The organism is Streptomyces sp. NPDC001219 (genome assembly GCF_053597915.1).
The window spans coordinates 121,216-135,922 of the sequence record NZ_JBSFJF010000013.1 but is presented as its reverse complement, the minus strand read 5'-3'; the positions used below and the strand labels follow the sequence as shown (position 1 = coordinate 135,922).

12 protein-coding genes are annotated in these 14,707 nt (G+C 72.9%); 6 read left to right on the top strand and 6 right to left on the bottom strand.

Annotated features, from left to right (window positions below):
• Positions 1-68: 68 nt before the first annotated feature.
• Positions 69-590: a hypothetical protein gene (locus ACWC9R_RS11375; RefSeq protein WP_450730619.1), complete on the top strand. Its 522-nt coding sequence runs from the start codon at positions 69-71 to the stop codon at positions 588-590.
• Positions 591-660: 70 nt separating this feature from the next.
• Here the strand turns inward: ACWC9R_RS11375 and ppc are convergent, their stop codons facing one another.
• Positions 661-3,423, bottom strand: coding sequence for a phosphoenolpyruvate carboxylase (gene ppc, locus ACWC9R_RS11370; protein ID WP_450730617.1), 2,763 nt, complete (start codon positions 3,421-3,423; stop codon positions 661-663).
• A 302-nt stretch (positions 3,424-3,725) separates the two neighbouring features.
• On the opposite strand from ppc, the gene ACWC9R_RS11365 reads away from it, so the two are divergent.
• Together ACWC9R_RS11365 and ACWC9R_RS11360 are read left to right on the top strand one after the other, a co-directional pair.
• On the top strand, positions 3,726-4,739 hold the full coding sequence (locus ACWC9R_RS11365) for an acyl-CoA desaturase (RefSeq protein WP_450730615.1): 1,014 nt from the start codon (positions 3,726-3,728) through the stop codon (positions 4,737-4,739).
• Positions 4,740-4,760: 21 nt separating this feature from the next.
• Entirely contained in the window at positions 4,761-5,444 is a 684-nt protein-coding gene (locus tag ACWC9R_RS11360) for a TetR/AcrR family transcriptional regulator (RefSeq protein ID WP_362609667.1), read from the top strand.
• A 339-nt stretch (positions 5,445-5,783) separates the two neighbouring features.
• On the opposite strand, the gene ACWC9R_RS11355 is transcribed toward ACWC9R_RS11360, so the two are convergent.
• Positions 5,784-6,608, bottom strand: a complete 825-nt coding sequence (locus ACWC9R_RS11355; RefSeq protein ID WP_450730613.1) for a trans-aconitate 2-methyltransferase — start codon at positions 6,606-6,608, stop codon at positions 5,784-5,786.
• Between the two features lie 164 nt (positions 6,609-6,772).
• Between ACWC9R_RS11355 and ACWC9R_RS11350 the strand changes: the two genes are divergently transcribed.
• The 3 genes from ACWC9R_RS11350 to ACWC9R_RS11340 all read left to right on the top strand — a co-directional run bounded on the left by ACWC9R_RS11350 (position 6,773) and on the right by ACWC9R_RS11340 (position 10,308).
• Positions 6,773-7,270 (top strand): MarR family winged helix-turn-helix transcriptional regulator, encoded by a 498-nt coding sequence (locus ACWC9R_RS11350; RefSeq protein ID WP_362609685.1) that lies wholly within the window; start codon positions 6,773-6,775, stop codon positions 7,268-7,270.
• 183 nt (positions 7,271-7,453) lie between these two features.
• The gene (locus tag ACWC9R_RS11345; RefSeq protein ID WP_450730610.1) at positions 7,454-8,248 is read left to right on the top strand and encodes an SDR family NAD(P)-dependent oxidoreductase; all 795 of its coding nucleotides are present in this window, start codon (positions 7,454-7,456) and stop codon (positions 8,246-8,248) included.
• A gap of 62 nt (positions 8,249-8,310) precedes the next feature.
• Positions 8,311-10,308 (top strand): beta-galactosidase, encoded by a 1,998-nt coding sequence (locus ACWC9R_RS11340; protein ID WP_450730608.1) that lies wholly within the window; start codon positions 8,311-8,313, stop codon positions 10,306-10,308.
• A gap of 64 nt (positions 10,309-10,372) precedes the next feature.
• On the opposite strand, the gene ACWC9R_RS11335 is transcribed toward ACWC9R_RS11340, so the two are convergent.
• The 4 genes from ACWC9R_RS11335 to galT all read right to left on the bottom strand — a co-directional run bounded on the left by ACWC9R_RS11335 (position 10,373) and on the right by galT (position 14,651).
• Complete coding sequence (locus ACWC9R_RS11335; RefSeq protein WP_450730606.1) at positions 10,373-11,158, bottom strand: LuxR C-terminal-related transcriptional regulator; 786 nt, start codon at positions 11,156-11,158, stop codon at positions 10,373-10,375.
• 270 nt (positions 11,159-11,428) lie between these two features.
• Complete coding sequence (galK, locus tag ACWC9R_RS11330) at positions 11,429-12,619, bottom strand: galactokinase (RefSeq protein ID WP_450730604.1); 1,191 nt, start codon at positions 12,617-12,619, stop codon at positions 11,429-11,431.
• A complete protein-coding gene (gene galE / locus ACWC9R_RS11325) occupies positions 12,619-13,593 on the bottom strand; it encodes a UDP-glucose 4-epimerase GalE (protein WP_450730602.1) in 975 nt (324 codons plus the stop codon). Before galE ends, galK begins: the two co-directional genes overlap by 1 nt.
• Positions 13,590-14,651: a galactose-1-phosphate uridylyltransferase gene (gene galT, locus ACWC9R_RS11320; RefSeq protein WP_450730600.1), complete on the bottom strand. Its 1,062-nt coding sequence runs from the start codon at positions 14,649-14,651 to the stop codon at positions 13,590-13,592. Before galT ends, galE begins: the two co-directional genes overlap by 4 nt.
• Positions 14,652-14,707: the final 56 nt, after the last annotated feature.

Below are 14,707 nucleotides of genomic sequence, written 5' to 3'. Positions count from 1 at the left end.
GGGTCAGGCTCTGACGAACCGTTTCCGGAGGTTGACCGGGTGATGGTGGATGGCCAAGGATCGCCGCCATGGCCAGAAGCAGTACGCGCACCCGTTCGGTCAGACGCAGTCGTACCCGGCGGGCCGGTGAGAGTGCCTTTGGGATGCTGCTGGTCGCCAGGGCCGGGTTGATGGGTCTGCTGGCGTTGCTGCTGCTGGTGGCGGGGGTGTGGACGTCGTGGCAGACGGCGCAGTACGCGATGCTCGTCAAGGCGCGGGGGCGCGGGGTGATGACGGTGTCGGCGTGTGCGGGTGAGCGGTGCACGGGTCCGTATGTGCCGTCGGCGGGTGAGGGCCGGCGGCTGGCGAAGGTGTCGGTCGCGCAGGGGTCGGTGGACCGGGGTGCGCGGGTCGAGGTGACGGTCAAGCCGGGGACGACGCATGCGGTGCGGACGGGGGCGGCCGGGATTCTGCATGCGTGGGTGCCGTTCGCGGGGTCGTTGTTGCTGGCGGCGCTGGTGGTGGCCGGGGGGATGCGGTTGCGGCGTACGGCGTGGGTGATGGGGTTGTTGGGGGCGGTGTTGCTGGGCGCGGCGTTCGCGGCGTTGTAGGGCTGATACGGCGGCGGCCCGTCCTCCTTGGTGGAGGGCGGGCCGCCGTCGTGTGTGGTGCCGGGGTGGGTCAGCCGGTGTTGCGGAGTCCGGCGGCGACGCCGTTGACGGTGAGCAGCAGGGCGCGGGCGAGGACCGGGTCGGCTTCCTCGCCGCGTTCGGCGGCGGTGCGCTGGCGGTGCAGCAGCGAGACCTGGAGGTAGGAGATCGGGTCCAGGTAGGCGTCGCGGATGTGGAAGGTCTGCTTGAGGACGTCGTTGGAGTCGAGGAGTTCCTTCTCCCCGGTGATCCGCAGGACCTCGGCGACGGTGAGTTCGTGTTCGGCCTTGATGTGGTCGAAGACGTGCTTGAGCTCGTCGGGGACGAGGGTGTCGACGTAGTGCTGGGCGATCCGCAGGTCGGTCTTGGCCAGCGTCATGGTGACGTTGGACAGGAAGTTGCGGAAGAAGTGCCAGTACTCGTGCATCTCGTCGAGGACGCTGTCGAGTCCCGCCTCGCGGGCGGCCTTGAGGCCGGTGCCGACGCCGAACCAGCCGGGGACGATCTGGCGGGACTGGGTCCAGCCGAAGACCCACGGGATGGCGCGCAGTCCGTCGAGGCCCGCGCCGGAGTCGGGGCGGCGCGAGGGCCGGGAGCCGAGGTGGAGTTCGGCGAGCTGGTCGACGGGGGTGGACGCGAAGAAGTAGGCGGGCAGGTCCGGGTCCTCGACGAGGCGGCGGTAGGCGCCGTGGGCCGCGTCGGAGACCTTCTCCATGGCCGCGTCCCAGCGGGCCAGCGCCTCGTCGGACTGCCGGGGCTCGGTGTGCAGGGCGGAGGCCTGGAGGGTGGCGGCGACCGTCAGCTCCAGGTTCTCCCGCGCCAGCGAAGGCACCAGGTACTTGTCGGAGATGACCTCGCCCTGCTCGGTGACCTTGATCTCGCCTTCGAGGGTGCCGTAGGGCTGGGCGAGGATCGCGTCGTGGGAGGGGCCGCCGCCGCGGCCGACGGTGCCGCCGCGGCCGTGGAAGAGGCGCAGCCGGACGCCGTGCCGGTGGGCGACGTCGCGCAGCAGGCGCTGGGCGCGGTGGATCTCCCACTGGGAGGTGGTGATGCCGCCGAACTTGGAGGAGTCGGAGTAGCCGAGCATGACCTCCTGGACGTCGCCGCGGAGGGCGACCAGGCGCCGGTAGGAGGGGTCGGCGAGCATCTCGTCGAGGAGCTGGTCGGCGATCTTCAGCTCGTCGGTGGTCTCCAGGAGCGGCACGATGCCGACCTTGGCCCAGCCGGCGTGCAGGTCGATGAGTCCGGCCTCGCGGGCGAGGACGGCGGCGGCGAAGACATCGTCGGAGCCGGCGCACATGGAGATGATGTAGGACTCGATGACCTCGGGGCCGAAGGTGTCCTTGGCCTTGAGGATGGTGCGGAAGACGCCGAGGGTCTTGGCGCCGGCCTCGTCGAGGGGGGCGGGGGTGGGGGCCAGCGGGCGGCGGGAGCGCAGTTCCTTGGCGAGGAGCTTGCGGCGGTAGTCGCGCGGCATGTCCACGTAGCGCCAGGATTCCTCGCCGAGGCGGTCGAAGAGCTGGCCGAGGGCGTGGTGGTGGGCGTCGGCGTGCTCGCGGACGTCCATGGTGGCCAGCTGCAGGCCGAAGGCGGCGATGGTGCGCAGGGTGCGCTCCAGGCGGCCGTCGGCGACCAGGCCGCCGCGGTGTTCGCGCAGCGAGTTCTGGATGAGGGCGAGGTCGTCGAGGAGCTCGGTGGTGCCGAGGTAGTCGCGGCCGGGGACGTGGGGGGTGTCGCCGGCGAGGCGCTCGCGGGTGTTGAGGAGCTTCTGCCGGATGCAGGTGGCCTTGAGGCGGTAGGGCTCCTCGCTGTTCAGCCGCTTGTAGCGGGGGCTGATCTCCGGGAGGAGGTCCAGGTCGTGCTGGAGGGAGGCGAGCAGTTCGTCGGTGGCGCCGCAGTTGCGGATGGAGTTGGACAGGGCGCCGCGCAGCTCGTCGACGTGCTCCAGGGCGTCGGTGATGCCGTGCTCGTGCTGGAGGAGCAGGACGTCCCAGGTGACCTGGGGGGTGACGTTGGGGTTGCCGTCGCGGTCGCCGCCGATCCAGGTGCCGAAGGTGAGCGGGCGGGTGCCGGCGGGCAGCTCGGTGCCGGCCCGCTCCAGCTCGGCGGCGAGGTCCTCCAGGACGTCGCCGACGGCGCCGCGGCCCAGCTCGTCGAGGTAGTAGATGGCGTTGCGGGCCTCGTCGGTGGGCTCGGGGCGGGCGACGCGCAGCTCGTCGGTCTGCCAGATGAGGTCGATGTTCTCGGCGAGCCGGAGGTCGGCGCGGCGGCGCTCGGCGTCGGGGCTGTCCAGCAGCTCGGCGACCTTGCGGAGCTTGGTGAGGACGGAGCGGCGGGCGGCCTCGGTGGGGTGCGCGGTGAAGACGGGGCGGACGCCGAGGTTGCGGGCGGTGGCGCGCAGGTGCTCGGGGTCGGCGTCCTTCAGCATGTCGGCGGTGCGGGCGAGGATGCTGCCCTCGGCGGCGCGCCGGGCGCCGAGCTCCCGGCCGCGGTGGACCTGCTCGGTGACGTTCGCGAGGTGGAAGTACGTGGAGAAGGCGCGCACCAGCTTGGCGGCGGTGGCCAGGTCGGTGTCGCCGAGGAGCCGGGCGGCGGCTTCGCCGTCGGAGCGGGTCAGGGCGCGTACCCGCTCGACGAGGTCGAGCAGCTCCTGACCTTCCTGGCGGACGAGGGTCTCGCCGAGGAGGTCACCGAGGCGGCGGATGTCGGCACGCAGGGCGACGTTGTCGCTCGGGCCGGCTTCGGGGCCTTCGATGGACACGATTTCGGCCGGGGTGTGGTCGGCGCTGCTCACAGGTGCGGCTCCTTGCGGCGATCAGGGACGTCGCACGCGACCCGTGGGAGGGGTCGGGGCGGGCGACGGGTTGGGCAGTTCTGATGCGGGCGGGTTGCGGACCGCGCTGTCCGACGTCCCCAGGATAGGTCTGCCCAGCTTCGGCAGATCACACCGTCCGCTGGGTGGGCACTGCGTCACAGCTGACGGGTGTGGCGCCTGTCACGGCCTTGCCCGTGGCGGTGGCACTGCCATACTTACGAGACCGTAGGTTACGGTCCCGTAGCCGTAGCCGTGCCCCCGAGCCCCCGACGAGGGACACCATGACTGCTGGTCCTGAAGCTGTAGAAGATCCACCGATTTCCGCCGATTCCGCCGCCGGTCCGGCCGCCGGTAGGCAGGCGCCGTCCGCGACGCTCGGCGGTGAGCAGCGCAGGTCGGTCGAGCAGATCTCGCTCCTGCTGTTCATCACCGTCCCGTTCGTGGCGCTGCTGGCCGCGGTGCCGCTGGCGTGGGGCTGGGGGGTGAGCTGGCTCGATCTGGCGCTGCTGGTGGTGATGTACTACATCGGCTGCCATGGCATCACGATCGGCTTCCACCGCTACTTCACGCATGGCTCGTTCAAGGCGAAGCGGCCGCTGCGGATCGCGCTCGCGGTCATGGGGTCGCTGGCCGTGGAGGGGCCGCTGGTGCGCTGGGTGGCGGATCACCGCAAGCACCACAAGTTCTCCGACGCCGAGGGCGACCCGCATTCGCCGTGGCGCTTCGGTGAGACGGTGCCCGCCCTGATGAAGGGCCTGTGGTGGGCGCACATCGGCTGGATGTTCGACGAGGAGCAGACCTCGCAGCAGAAGTACGCGCCGGACCTGGTCAAGGACCCGGCGATCCGCCGGATCTCCCGCCAGTTCGTACTGTGGACGGCGGTGTCGCTGCTGATCCCGCCGCTGGTGGGCGGCCTGGTGACCTGGTCGTGGCAGGGTGCGCTGACCGCGTTCTTCTGGGGTTCCCTGGTCCGGGTCGCGCTGCTGCATCACGTGACGTGGTCGATCAACTCCATCTGCCACGCCGTCGGCAAGCGCCCCTTCAAGTCCCGTGACCGCTCGGGGAACGTCTGGTGGCTGGCCGTCCTCTCGTGCGGCGAGTCCTGGCACAACCTGCACCACGCGGACCCGACCTGCGCGCGGCACGGGGTGATGAAGGGGCAGCTGGATTCCAGCGCCCGTCTGATCCGCTGGGCCGAGAAGGCGGGCTGGGCGTACGACGTCCGGTGGCCGGACGCGTCCCGGCTGGACGCGCGACGCGCGGAGAAGGCCGCCGGGGGTGCCGCCCGGCGCTAGCGGGGAAGGCATCATTGACGGGTGGCGATCGACGACAGCAGTACCAGCGGCAGCAAGAGCAAGTCCTCCTCCGCGGGGACGCGGCGGGCCCGCAGGGTCCGGATGACCGGTGCGGAGCGCCGGGAGCAGCTGCTGGACATCGGTCGCACGCTCTTCGCCGAGCGGGGTTACGAAGGCACGTCGGTGGAGGAGATCGCGGCGAAGGCCGGGGTGTCCAAGCCGGTGGTCTACGAGCACTTCGGCGGCAAGGAGGGCCTGTACGCGGTGGTCGTGGACCGCGAGATGCGGCAGCTGCTGGACATGGTGACGGGCGCACTGACCGCCGGCCACCCGCGCGAGCTCCTGGAACAGGCCGCCTTCGCGCTTCTCGACTACATCGAGACCTTCACCGACGGTTTCCGCATCCTGGTCCGCGACTCCCCCGTGGCCCAGTCGACGGGCTCGTTCGCCTCGCTCATCAGCGATATCGCCACCCAGGTCGAGGACATCCTGGGCCTGGAGTTCAAGGCCCGCGGCTTCGACCCGAAGCTCGCCCCGCTCTACGCACAGGCCCTGGTCGGCATGGTGGCCCTGACCGGCCAGTGGTGGGTCGACACCCGCAAGCCGAAGAAGGCGGAGGTGGCGGCCCATCTGGTCAACCTGGCCTGGCACGGCCTGGGCAACCTGGAGGCTAGGCCTCGGTTGATAGGGCATCGGAAGAATTGAGGGGGGCGGGACCCCGGGCGTGATCGGCCCGCCGCCCGGCCTCCCGCACCCCGTAGTAGGCCCGCAGGGCGTCCTCGGTGCCGGGGGGTGCGGCGAGCTGGATGGTCGAGGCCGGTGATCATGGCGTGGGTCACCTCGGAGGGGAAGAGTCGGGGCGCGGCCGCGGGGCGGCGGCCGGCGGTGGGCAGGAACGTCAGCCGGCGGTGGGCTCGCGGGCCGGAGCGTCGGCCGGTCGTCGGCTTCCCGGCGGGAGCGTCGGCCGGTGCTCGGGTTCCGGACGGGAGCGTCGGCGGTCGTCGGCTTCCGCCCCGGCCGGTGGTGCGCGTCCCGGCGGGGGCGTCAGCCGGTCGTCGGTTTACGGGCTACGGCGAAGATGCGGCGGAACGGGAAGACCGTGCCGTGCGGGCCGGTGGGGTAGGCCTTGCGGAGGGCGTCGCGGTATTCGGCGAGGAAGGCGTCGCGGGTGTCCGGGTCGTTCTCCAGGGCGGTGAGGACGGGGCGCAGGGCGGTGCCCTTGACCCAGTCGAGGACCGGGTCGTCGCCCTCCAGGAGCTGGACGTAGGTGGTTTCCCAGACGTCGGCGGCGCAGCCGAGGTCGATGAGGCGCTCCAGGTAGTCGGCCGGTTCGAGGATGTGGACGAAGCGGCGGCCGTGGGTGGTGAGCCGCTCGCGCCACTGGGGTGCGTCGCACAGTTCGCCGAGGAGGGCGTGGCTGGGTGAGGTGAAGTTGCCGGGGACCTGGAAGGCGAAGGTGCCGCCGGGGGCGAGGGCCTCGATCCAGCGGGCGAAGGAGTCCGGGTGGTTGGGGACCCACTGGAGGGCCGCGTTGGAGACGATCAGGTCGTAGGTCTCCTCGGGCGTCCAGTCGGCGGCGTCGGCGGGGGCGAAGTCGAGGTGGCCGCCGCCCGGGGTGGGGCCGGCGTAGGTCTCGGCCTCCTTGAGCATCTCCGGGGAGTTGTCGAATCCGGTGATGTGCGCGTCGGGCCAGCGGGTGGCGAGGTGGGCGGTGACGTTGCCGGGACCGCAGCCGAGGTCGGCGATGCGGGCGGGGCGGTCCTGCCGGGGCAGGTCGGGTATCCGGGTGAGCAGGTCGTGGAACGGACGGGTACGGTGCCCGGAGTGGCGGAGGTATTGCTGCGCATCCCAGGTTGGTGCGTCGTGCATGTTCGAAACCCCTTTGCCGATGCAGGGCTGACACAAGGCGGGCACGGTCTGGTTCGGGCCGTCTCGGCCGGAAACCGAGCCCCCGCCGACGATGCCCATAGTCCAGCGAAATATATCTCGACGTCAAGAGACTTCATGTCGACAGACCCTTTACACTGATCGTCATGGAGGACGAGGTCGACCGACTGGTCGCAGCATGGCGCCGTGAACGCCCGGACCTCGACGTGGAGCCGCTTGAGGTCCTCAGCCGCGTCTCCAGGCTGGCCAGACACCTCGACCGGGCCCGCCGTATCGCGTTCTCCGAGGTGGGCCTGGAGCCCTGGGAGTTCGACGTGCTCACCGCGCTGCGGCGCGCCGGGGCGCCGTACCAGCTCTCCCCCGGGGCGCTGCTGACACAGACTCTGGTCACCTCGGGGACGATGACCAACCGCATCGACCGGCTGGCCAAGAAGAACCTCGTCGAGCGGCTGCCGGACCCCAGTGACCGGCGCGGAGTGCTGGTCAGACTGACCGCCGAGGGCCGCGACCGGGCCGACCAGTCGCTGGCCGGACTGCTGGTGCAGGAGCGCGCCATTCTGGCCGAGCTCTCCCCCCAGCAGCGCCGCGAACTGGCCGGACTGCTGCGGCAGTTGACCGGGCCGTTCGACAACACCCCGGGCTAGCCGGCCCGGCGCCGGGGCCGCCCCGGAGCGCGTCCGAGAAGTCCGTGGCGCCGGCGTACGACTGGTTGGCGCACCGCATTTGATGGCGCGCGCGAAGGATGCGCGCGCCCCCTGAAGTGCTCGCGCGCCCCTCTGGGCCCCGTGCCCTTGCCCGCCGCTCGCCCCGTGGGCTTGGATCGCGCCATGAGCCAGCAGCGCGCACCCCGCCCGGCGAACGGCCCGTACGGCAGGCGGTTCGAGGGCCGTACGGTTCTGGTCACCGGGGCCGCCGCCGGGATCGGGGCGGCCACCGCCGACCGGCTGGCGGCCGAGGGCGCCGGGGTCCTGCTGCTGGACATCGACGACGCGCGCGGCGAACACACCGCGCGGCGCATCCGGGCGGCCGGCGGCCGGGCCTCGTACGAGCACTGCGACGTGGCGGGCGAGGACGGCTGGCGGCGGGCCGTCGAGGCGGCGCGGCGGCGCTACGGCCCGGTGGACGGGCTGGTCAGCAACGCCTTCCTGCCGTATGTGGCGGCCGCCGACCGCACCCCGCTCGCGGACTGGGACCGGCAGCTCGCGGTCAACCTCACCGGTTCGTTCCTGGGGGTGCGCGCCGCGCTGGCGGATCTGCGGGCGCGCGGCGGCGCGGTGGTGCTGACCTCGTCCGTGCACGCCCTGGTCGGGCTGCCGGGGCGGCCCGCCTACGCCGCGGCGAAGGCCGGACTGACCGGTCTGGGCCGTCAGCTCGCCGTCGAGTACGGGCCGGAGGTGCGGGTCAACTGCGTACTGCCGGGCCCCGTGCTCACCGCGGCCTGGGACGGGGTCGGCGAGGAGGAGCGGCAGGCCAGCGCCGCGGAGACGGCGGCGCGGCGGCTGGGGCGGCCCGAGGAGGTCGCGGCGGCCATCGCCTTCCTGCTCTCCCCCGAGGCGTCCTTCGTCACCGGCGCCGGCCTGGTCGTCGACGGGGGCTGGAGCGTGTACAAGAACTCATCGTGAGCCGTGCCCGCTGACGGCGGGGCCGCGGCGCCCCGCGCGGGCCTCGATCCGTAGGGGAGTCCATGGGCATCCATTTCGGCGGCGACTACAACCCGGAGCAGTGGCCCGAGGAGGTGTGGGCCGAGGATCTGGAGCTGATGAGGGCGGCCGGTGTCACCATGGTCACCGCCGGGATCTTCTCCTGGGCCAAGGTCGAACCCCAACCCGGTGCCTGGGAGTTCGGCTGGTTCGACCGTGTCATGGACGGGCTGGCGGGCGCCGGGATCGCCGTGTGCCTGGCGACCATGACCGCCTCCCCGCCCCCGTGGCTCTCCCGCGCGCACCCCGAGATCCTGCCCGAGGACGCCGACGGCCGCCGCCGCTGGCCCGGCGGCCGGCAGCACTACTGCCCCTCCAGCCCCGTCTACCGCGCCCACGCCGTACGCCTCGTCGAACAGCTCGCCACCCGCTACGCCGGCCACCCCGCGCTCGCCCTGTGGCACATCGGCAACGAGTACGGCTGCCACACCCGCCACTGCTACTGCGAGGTGTCGGCCGGGGACTTCCGGCGCTGGCTGCGGGAGCGGTACGGGAGCGTCGACGCGCTCAACGACGCCTGGTCGACGGCCTTCTGGTCGCAGGCGTACGGCGACTTCGAGGAGGTGCTGCCGCCCCGTACCGCGCCCACCTTCCCCAACCCCGCACAGCAGCTGGACTATCTGCGCTTCGGCGACGAGGCGCTGCGCGCCTGCTATCTGGCCGAAAAGGAGGTGCTGGAACGCCTCACCCCGGGTATTCCGGCCACCACCAATCTGATGCCGCAGCACAAGCCGGTCGACGCCTTCGCCTGGGCGCCCCATATGGACGCGATGGCGCTGGACTTCTACCAGGACCCCTATGTGCCCGACGACCACATCCGGGCCGGGTACGTCTTCGACCTGATGCGCTCGGCGCGCGCCGGGCAGCCCTGGATGCTGCTGGAACAGGCGCCGGGCGCGGTCAACTGGCGGCCCCGCAACGGCCCCAAGCCGCCCGGCGCGATGCGGCTGTGGAGCTGGCAGGCCGTCGCCCAGGGCGCGGACGCGGTGCTGTTCTTCCAGTGGCGGCAGTCGCTGGGCGGCGCGGAGAAGTTCCACTCGGCGATGCTGCCGCACGGCGGGACCGACGCCCGGGTCTTCCGTGAAGTGTGCGAGCTGGGGCGGGAGTTGGCATCACTGCCGGGGATCGAGGGGGCCCGGTCGCGGGCCGAGGTGGCGCTGCTCGCGGACTGGCAGAGCTGGTGGGCCCTGGAGCTGGACTCCAAGCCGTCGACCGCGCTGGAGCACTCCCGGATCGCTCTGGACCACTACCGGCCGCTGTTCGAGGCGGGCGTGGCCTGCGACGTGCTGCCGCCGCGCCGCGAGCTGTCCGGTTACCGGCTGGTCGTGGCGCCCAACCTCTACCTGCTCACCGCGCCGGACGCCGAGCGGCTGGCCGCCTATGTACGCGACGGCGGGCAGCTGCTGGTGTCGTTCTTCTCCGGGATCGTCGACGAGAACGACCGGGTGCACCCCGGCGGCTACCCGGCGCCGCTGCGGGCGCTGCTGGGGCTGCGGGTGGCGGAGTTCTGGCCGCTGGACGCGGGCCGGACGGTGGCGGTCGGGGGCGGGGACCACGCGGGCCGGGCGGATCTGTGGTCGGAGGCCCTCGACCTCGAAGGGGCCGAGGCGCTCGCCCACTTCACGGACGGGCCGCTCGCCGGCCGCCCCGCGGTGACCCGGCACTCCTACGGGCGGGGCACGGTCTGGTACGTCGGCACCCGGCTCGAACCGGCGCTGATGCGGGCGCTGCTGGACGACGTCCGCGCCGCGGCCGGTGTCCGCCCCGTACTGCCGGGGCTGCCGCCGGGCGTCCAGGCCACCGTCCGCGAGGGCACCGGCGGACGCCATGTCTTCCTGCTCAACCACGGGACGGAGCCCGCCGAGGTCGCGCTGCCGGCACCGATGCGGAACGCGCTCGCGGCAGACGGGACGCCCGGTGCCGGGACCGTCGGCCGGATCACGCTGGGGGCACGGGGCGTGGCCGTACTGACGGAGCCCTAGGACGCGTCCGCAAAGTCCCGCCCCCACGGCCGTGCGGGCCCGGCCCACCGGCCGTGCGGCCCCCTCAGGGCACCGGTACCGACGCCGCCGCGGCCGCCGTCTCCAGCTCGACCGGGCCGACCCCGGCCCGGCGGGCCAGCGCCACCGCCGCGAGGGTGGAGTGCACCCCGAGCTTGCCGAGGACGTTCTGCATATGGGTACGGACCGTGTGCGGGGAGAGGAACAGCCGCTCGGCGACCGCCTTGCGGCCCAGGCCCGCCACCATGCAGCGCAGCACCTCCCGCTCGCGCGGGGTCAGCGACTCCACCAGCCGCTCGCTCTCCGAGCGGTGCTTGCGGGCGGCCGTCAACTCCCGCAGCACGCCGGTCAGCAGGGCGGGCGGCAGATGCGTCTCGTCGCGCAGCACCCCGCGGATGACGGCGAGCAGCCGGGACAGCGAGCAGTCCTTGGCGACCCAGCCGGAGGCCCCGGCCTGCAGGGCGGCGGCCGCGCGGCGCGGGTCGTCGCGGTCGGCGAGGACGACCGTGCGCAGATACGGATGGCTGGTGCGCAGCCCGGAGACCAGCGCGATGCCGTCCCGCGGCACGGCGCGCGGCACGGTCTCCCGCGGGACGGCGTCGCGGGCCGCCCCCTGCGCGGGGACCGCGAGCAGCGGCGCGGCGAGGTCGGCGTCGGCGAGCAGCACGTCGAAGCGGCGGCCGTCGGTGGCCGCCCGGTCGAGAGTGCGCAGGGCAGCGGGGGCGCTGCCCGCGGCCGCGACGTCCACGTCCTGTTCCGCGGCGAGCGCGGCCGCCAGGGATTCGGCGAAGATGCGGTGGTCGTCGACCACCAGAACCCGGATGCGTTGCACAGAGACCCCCTGTCTCGGTGAACGGACCATAGCGGGCACGACGCCCGGATTGAAGATCGCCTCAGCCGCACGGCCGCCGCCGTGCCGACATGGCCACCCCACCCCGGGCGCCGTACCCGAACGGTCTCGCCCCCTGATCGGCACCGGCCCCCACCGGTGCGGGTTCCCAGCGTACGGACGGGGTGCGGCGAGGGAAGGTGATTGACGAAACTGCTTCCCCGGCGGGGCCGACCGGCCCCGGTCCGGTGGCTTCACGCCGTCCGGCGCGCCCTATGCGACGCGGTGCGCCCCCGCGCTCGCGACGGCCTCGAAGATCCGCGGGGCGGCGTGGCCGGCCGCCGCGAACGCCTCGGTGACGGCCGCGCCGACGGCCGGGGCGTCCGCCTCCTCGACGAGCACGATCGCCGAGCCGCCGAAGCCGCCGCCGGTCATGCGGGCCCCGAGGGCGCCCGCCGCGTTGGCGGTGTCGACGGCGAGGTCGAGCTCCCGGCAGGAGATCCCGAAGTCGTCGCGGAGCGAGGCGTGGCCGGCGGTCAGCAGCGGGCCGATGGCGCGGGTGCGGCCCGCGTCGAGGTGGGCGATGACCTCTTCGACGCGGTGGTTCTCGGTGACGATGTGCCGGACGAGGGGCCGGACCCCGGGGTCGCCGGCCAGCCGGTCCAGCGCCTCCGGGAGATGCGCGGGGGACACGTCGCGCAGGGCCCGCACCCCGAGCGCCCGCGCGCCGCGTTCACAGCCCGCGCGCCGCTCGGCGTACGCGCCGTCCCCCAGCTCGTGCTTGACCCGGGTGTCGACGACGAGCAGCCGCAGTCCCTCCCCCGCGAGGTCGAACGGGACCTGGCGCCGGGTGAGGTCGCGGGTGTCCAGGAACAGGGCGTGGCCCTCGGTGCAGCAGGCCGCCGCGGTCTGGTCCATGATCCCGCAGGGCACCCCGACGAAGGCGTTCTCGGCCCGCTGGGCGAGCTGCGCCAGCCGCTGCGGCTCCTGGCCGAGCGCGTACAGGTCGTTGAGGGCGAGCGCGGTGACGACCTCCAGGGCGGCGGAGGAGGAGAGTCCGGCGCCGGTGGGCACCGTGCTCTCGTAGTGCAGATCGGCGCCGCCCACGGGCAGTCCGGCCTCCCGCATCGCCCAGACGACCCCGGCCGGATAGGCGGCCCAGCCTCCCTGGGGGGCGGGCCGCAGCGCGTCGAGGCGGAGTTCGACGACGCCGCCGTCGGCACCGCCGGAGTGCAGCCGCAGCACGCCGTCGGTGCGGGGTGAGGCGGCGGCGAGGGTGGTGTGCGGGAGGGCCAGGGGCATCACGAAACCGTCGTTGTAGTCGGTGTGTTCACCGATCAGGTTGACCCGGCCGGGCGCCGCCCAGGTGCCCGTGGGGGCGGCGCCGTACACCGCGGCGAACTGCTCGGCGGTGTGCCGGGCGCGGCGCCCGGTGGCCGGAGCGGCGGCTCCGTGTGCGGTCATCAGGACTCCTTGGTCCGGTCGAGGTTCTGCGCGAACTGCCAGGCGTCGGCGACGATGCCGGCGAGGTCGGCGCGGGCGGGCCGCCAGCCGAGGCGGTCGACGGCGGTCTGCGCGGAGGCCACCAGCACGGCGGGGTCGCCGCCGCGGCGCGGGGCGACGACCTCCGGGATGGGGTGGCCGGTGACCTCGCGGACGGTCTCGATGACCTCGCGGACGGAGAAGCCGTTGCCGTTGCCGAGGTTGCAGATCAGGTGCTCACCGGCGGTGGCGGCGTCGAGGGCGAGGAGGTGGGCCTCGGCGAGGTCGGCGACGTGGATGTAGTCGCGGACGCAGGTGCCGTCGGGGGTGGGGTAGTCCTCGCCGAAGACGGAGATCGCCTCGCGCTTGCCCTGGGCGACCTGGAGGACGAGCGGGATCAGGTGCGACTCGGGGTCGTGGCGCTCGCCGCAGCTGCCGTAGGCGCCGGCGACGTTGAAGTAGCGCAGCGAGACGGCGGCCAGCCCGTGGGCGGCGGCCTCGCCGCTGATCATGTGGTCGACGGCGAGCTTGCTGGCGCCGTACGGGCTGGTGGGCGCGGTCTCGGCGGACTCGGTGATCGGGGTGGACTTCGGCTCGCCGTAGGTGGCGGCGGTGGAGGAGAAGACGAGGGTGCGGACCCCGGCGTCGCGCATCGCGGCGAGCAGGTCCATGGTGCCGCCGACGTTGTTGCGCCAGTACTTCTCGGGGTTGGCGACGGACTCGCCGACCTGCGAGAACGCGGCGAAGTGCAGGACCGCGTCGTAGGAGGGGTCGATCCACTTCGCCGCGTCCTGGATGCGGCCCTCGATGAAGTGGGCCCCGGCGGGGATGCCCTCACGGTGGCCGGTGGACAGGTCGTCCAGCACGGTCACCTCGTGTCCGGCCTGCAGCAGATGTGCCGCGACGACGCTGCCGACGTATCCCGCACCACCGGTGACCAGGTACTTCTTGCTCACTCGCTCGCTACCTCTCGCAGTCGCTCGGCCGCGGCCTCCGGCGGCACGTCATTGATGAACACGTTCATGCCGGATTCGGAACCCGCGAGAAACTTCAGCTTGCCGGAAGTACGGCGGATGGTGAAAAGCTCAAGGTGGAGCGCGAAGTCCTCGCGGCGCCCGGCCCGCAGCGGCGCCTGGTGCCAGGCGGCGATGTACGGCGTGCGGGCGGTGCGCTTCCCCTGGCCGTCCCCTTCGTCGAAGATCCGGTCGAAGCGCCGCAAGACTTCCAGGTAGATCTGTGGGAACTCTGTGCGCGCGGCGTCGTCGAGGGCGAGCAGGTCGGGGACCCGGCGCCGGGGGTAGAGGTGCACCTCGTAGGGCCAGTGGGCGGCGTACGGGACGAAGGCCACCCAGTGCTCGCCCGCCAGGACGATCCGGCGGCCGTCGGCCAGCTCGTCGGCGACCGTGTCGTCGAAGAGGTTGCGGCCGGTGGCCTCGCGGTGGGCGGCGAGCGAGCCGAGCATGCGCTCCGTGCGCGGGGTGACGAAGGGGTACGCGTAGATCTGGCCGTGCGGGTGGCCGAGGGTGACGCCGATCTCCTCGCCGCGGTTCTCGAAGCAGAAGACCTGTTCCACGCCCGGGAGTTGGGAGAGTTCGGCGGTGCGGTCGGTCCAGGCGTCCAGGACCAGGCCGGCCTGCTCCTCGGTGAGGTCGGCGAAGGAGGCGTCGTGGTCGGGGGTGAAGCAGACGACCTCACAGCGGCCGTGGTCGCCGGCGAGGGACGGGAAGCGGTTCTCGAAGACGGCGACGTCGTAGTCGGAGGCGGGGATCTCGGACCGCCGGCCGTGGCGGGAGGGGCACAGCGGACATTCGTCGGCCGGGGGGTGGTAGGTGCGGGCCTGGCGGTGGGAGGCGATGGCGACCGAGTCGCCGAGGAGCCGGTCGTGGCGGATCTCGGAGGTGGTGGCGACGGGGTCGAGGGGGCGGGGGTCACGCTCGTCACGGACCACGTCGTCGCGCAGGTCGTAGTAGATGAGCTCCCGGCCGTCCGCCAGCCGGGTCGTCGTCTTCTTCAACGGAGCTCCTCACGCGCCGACCAAACACAAACAAACACAATGAAGCACAACTAAAC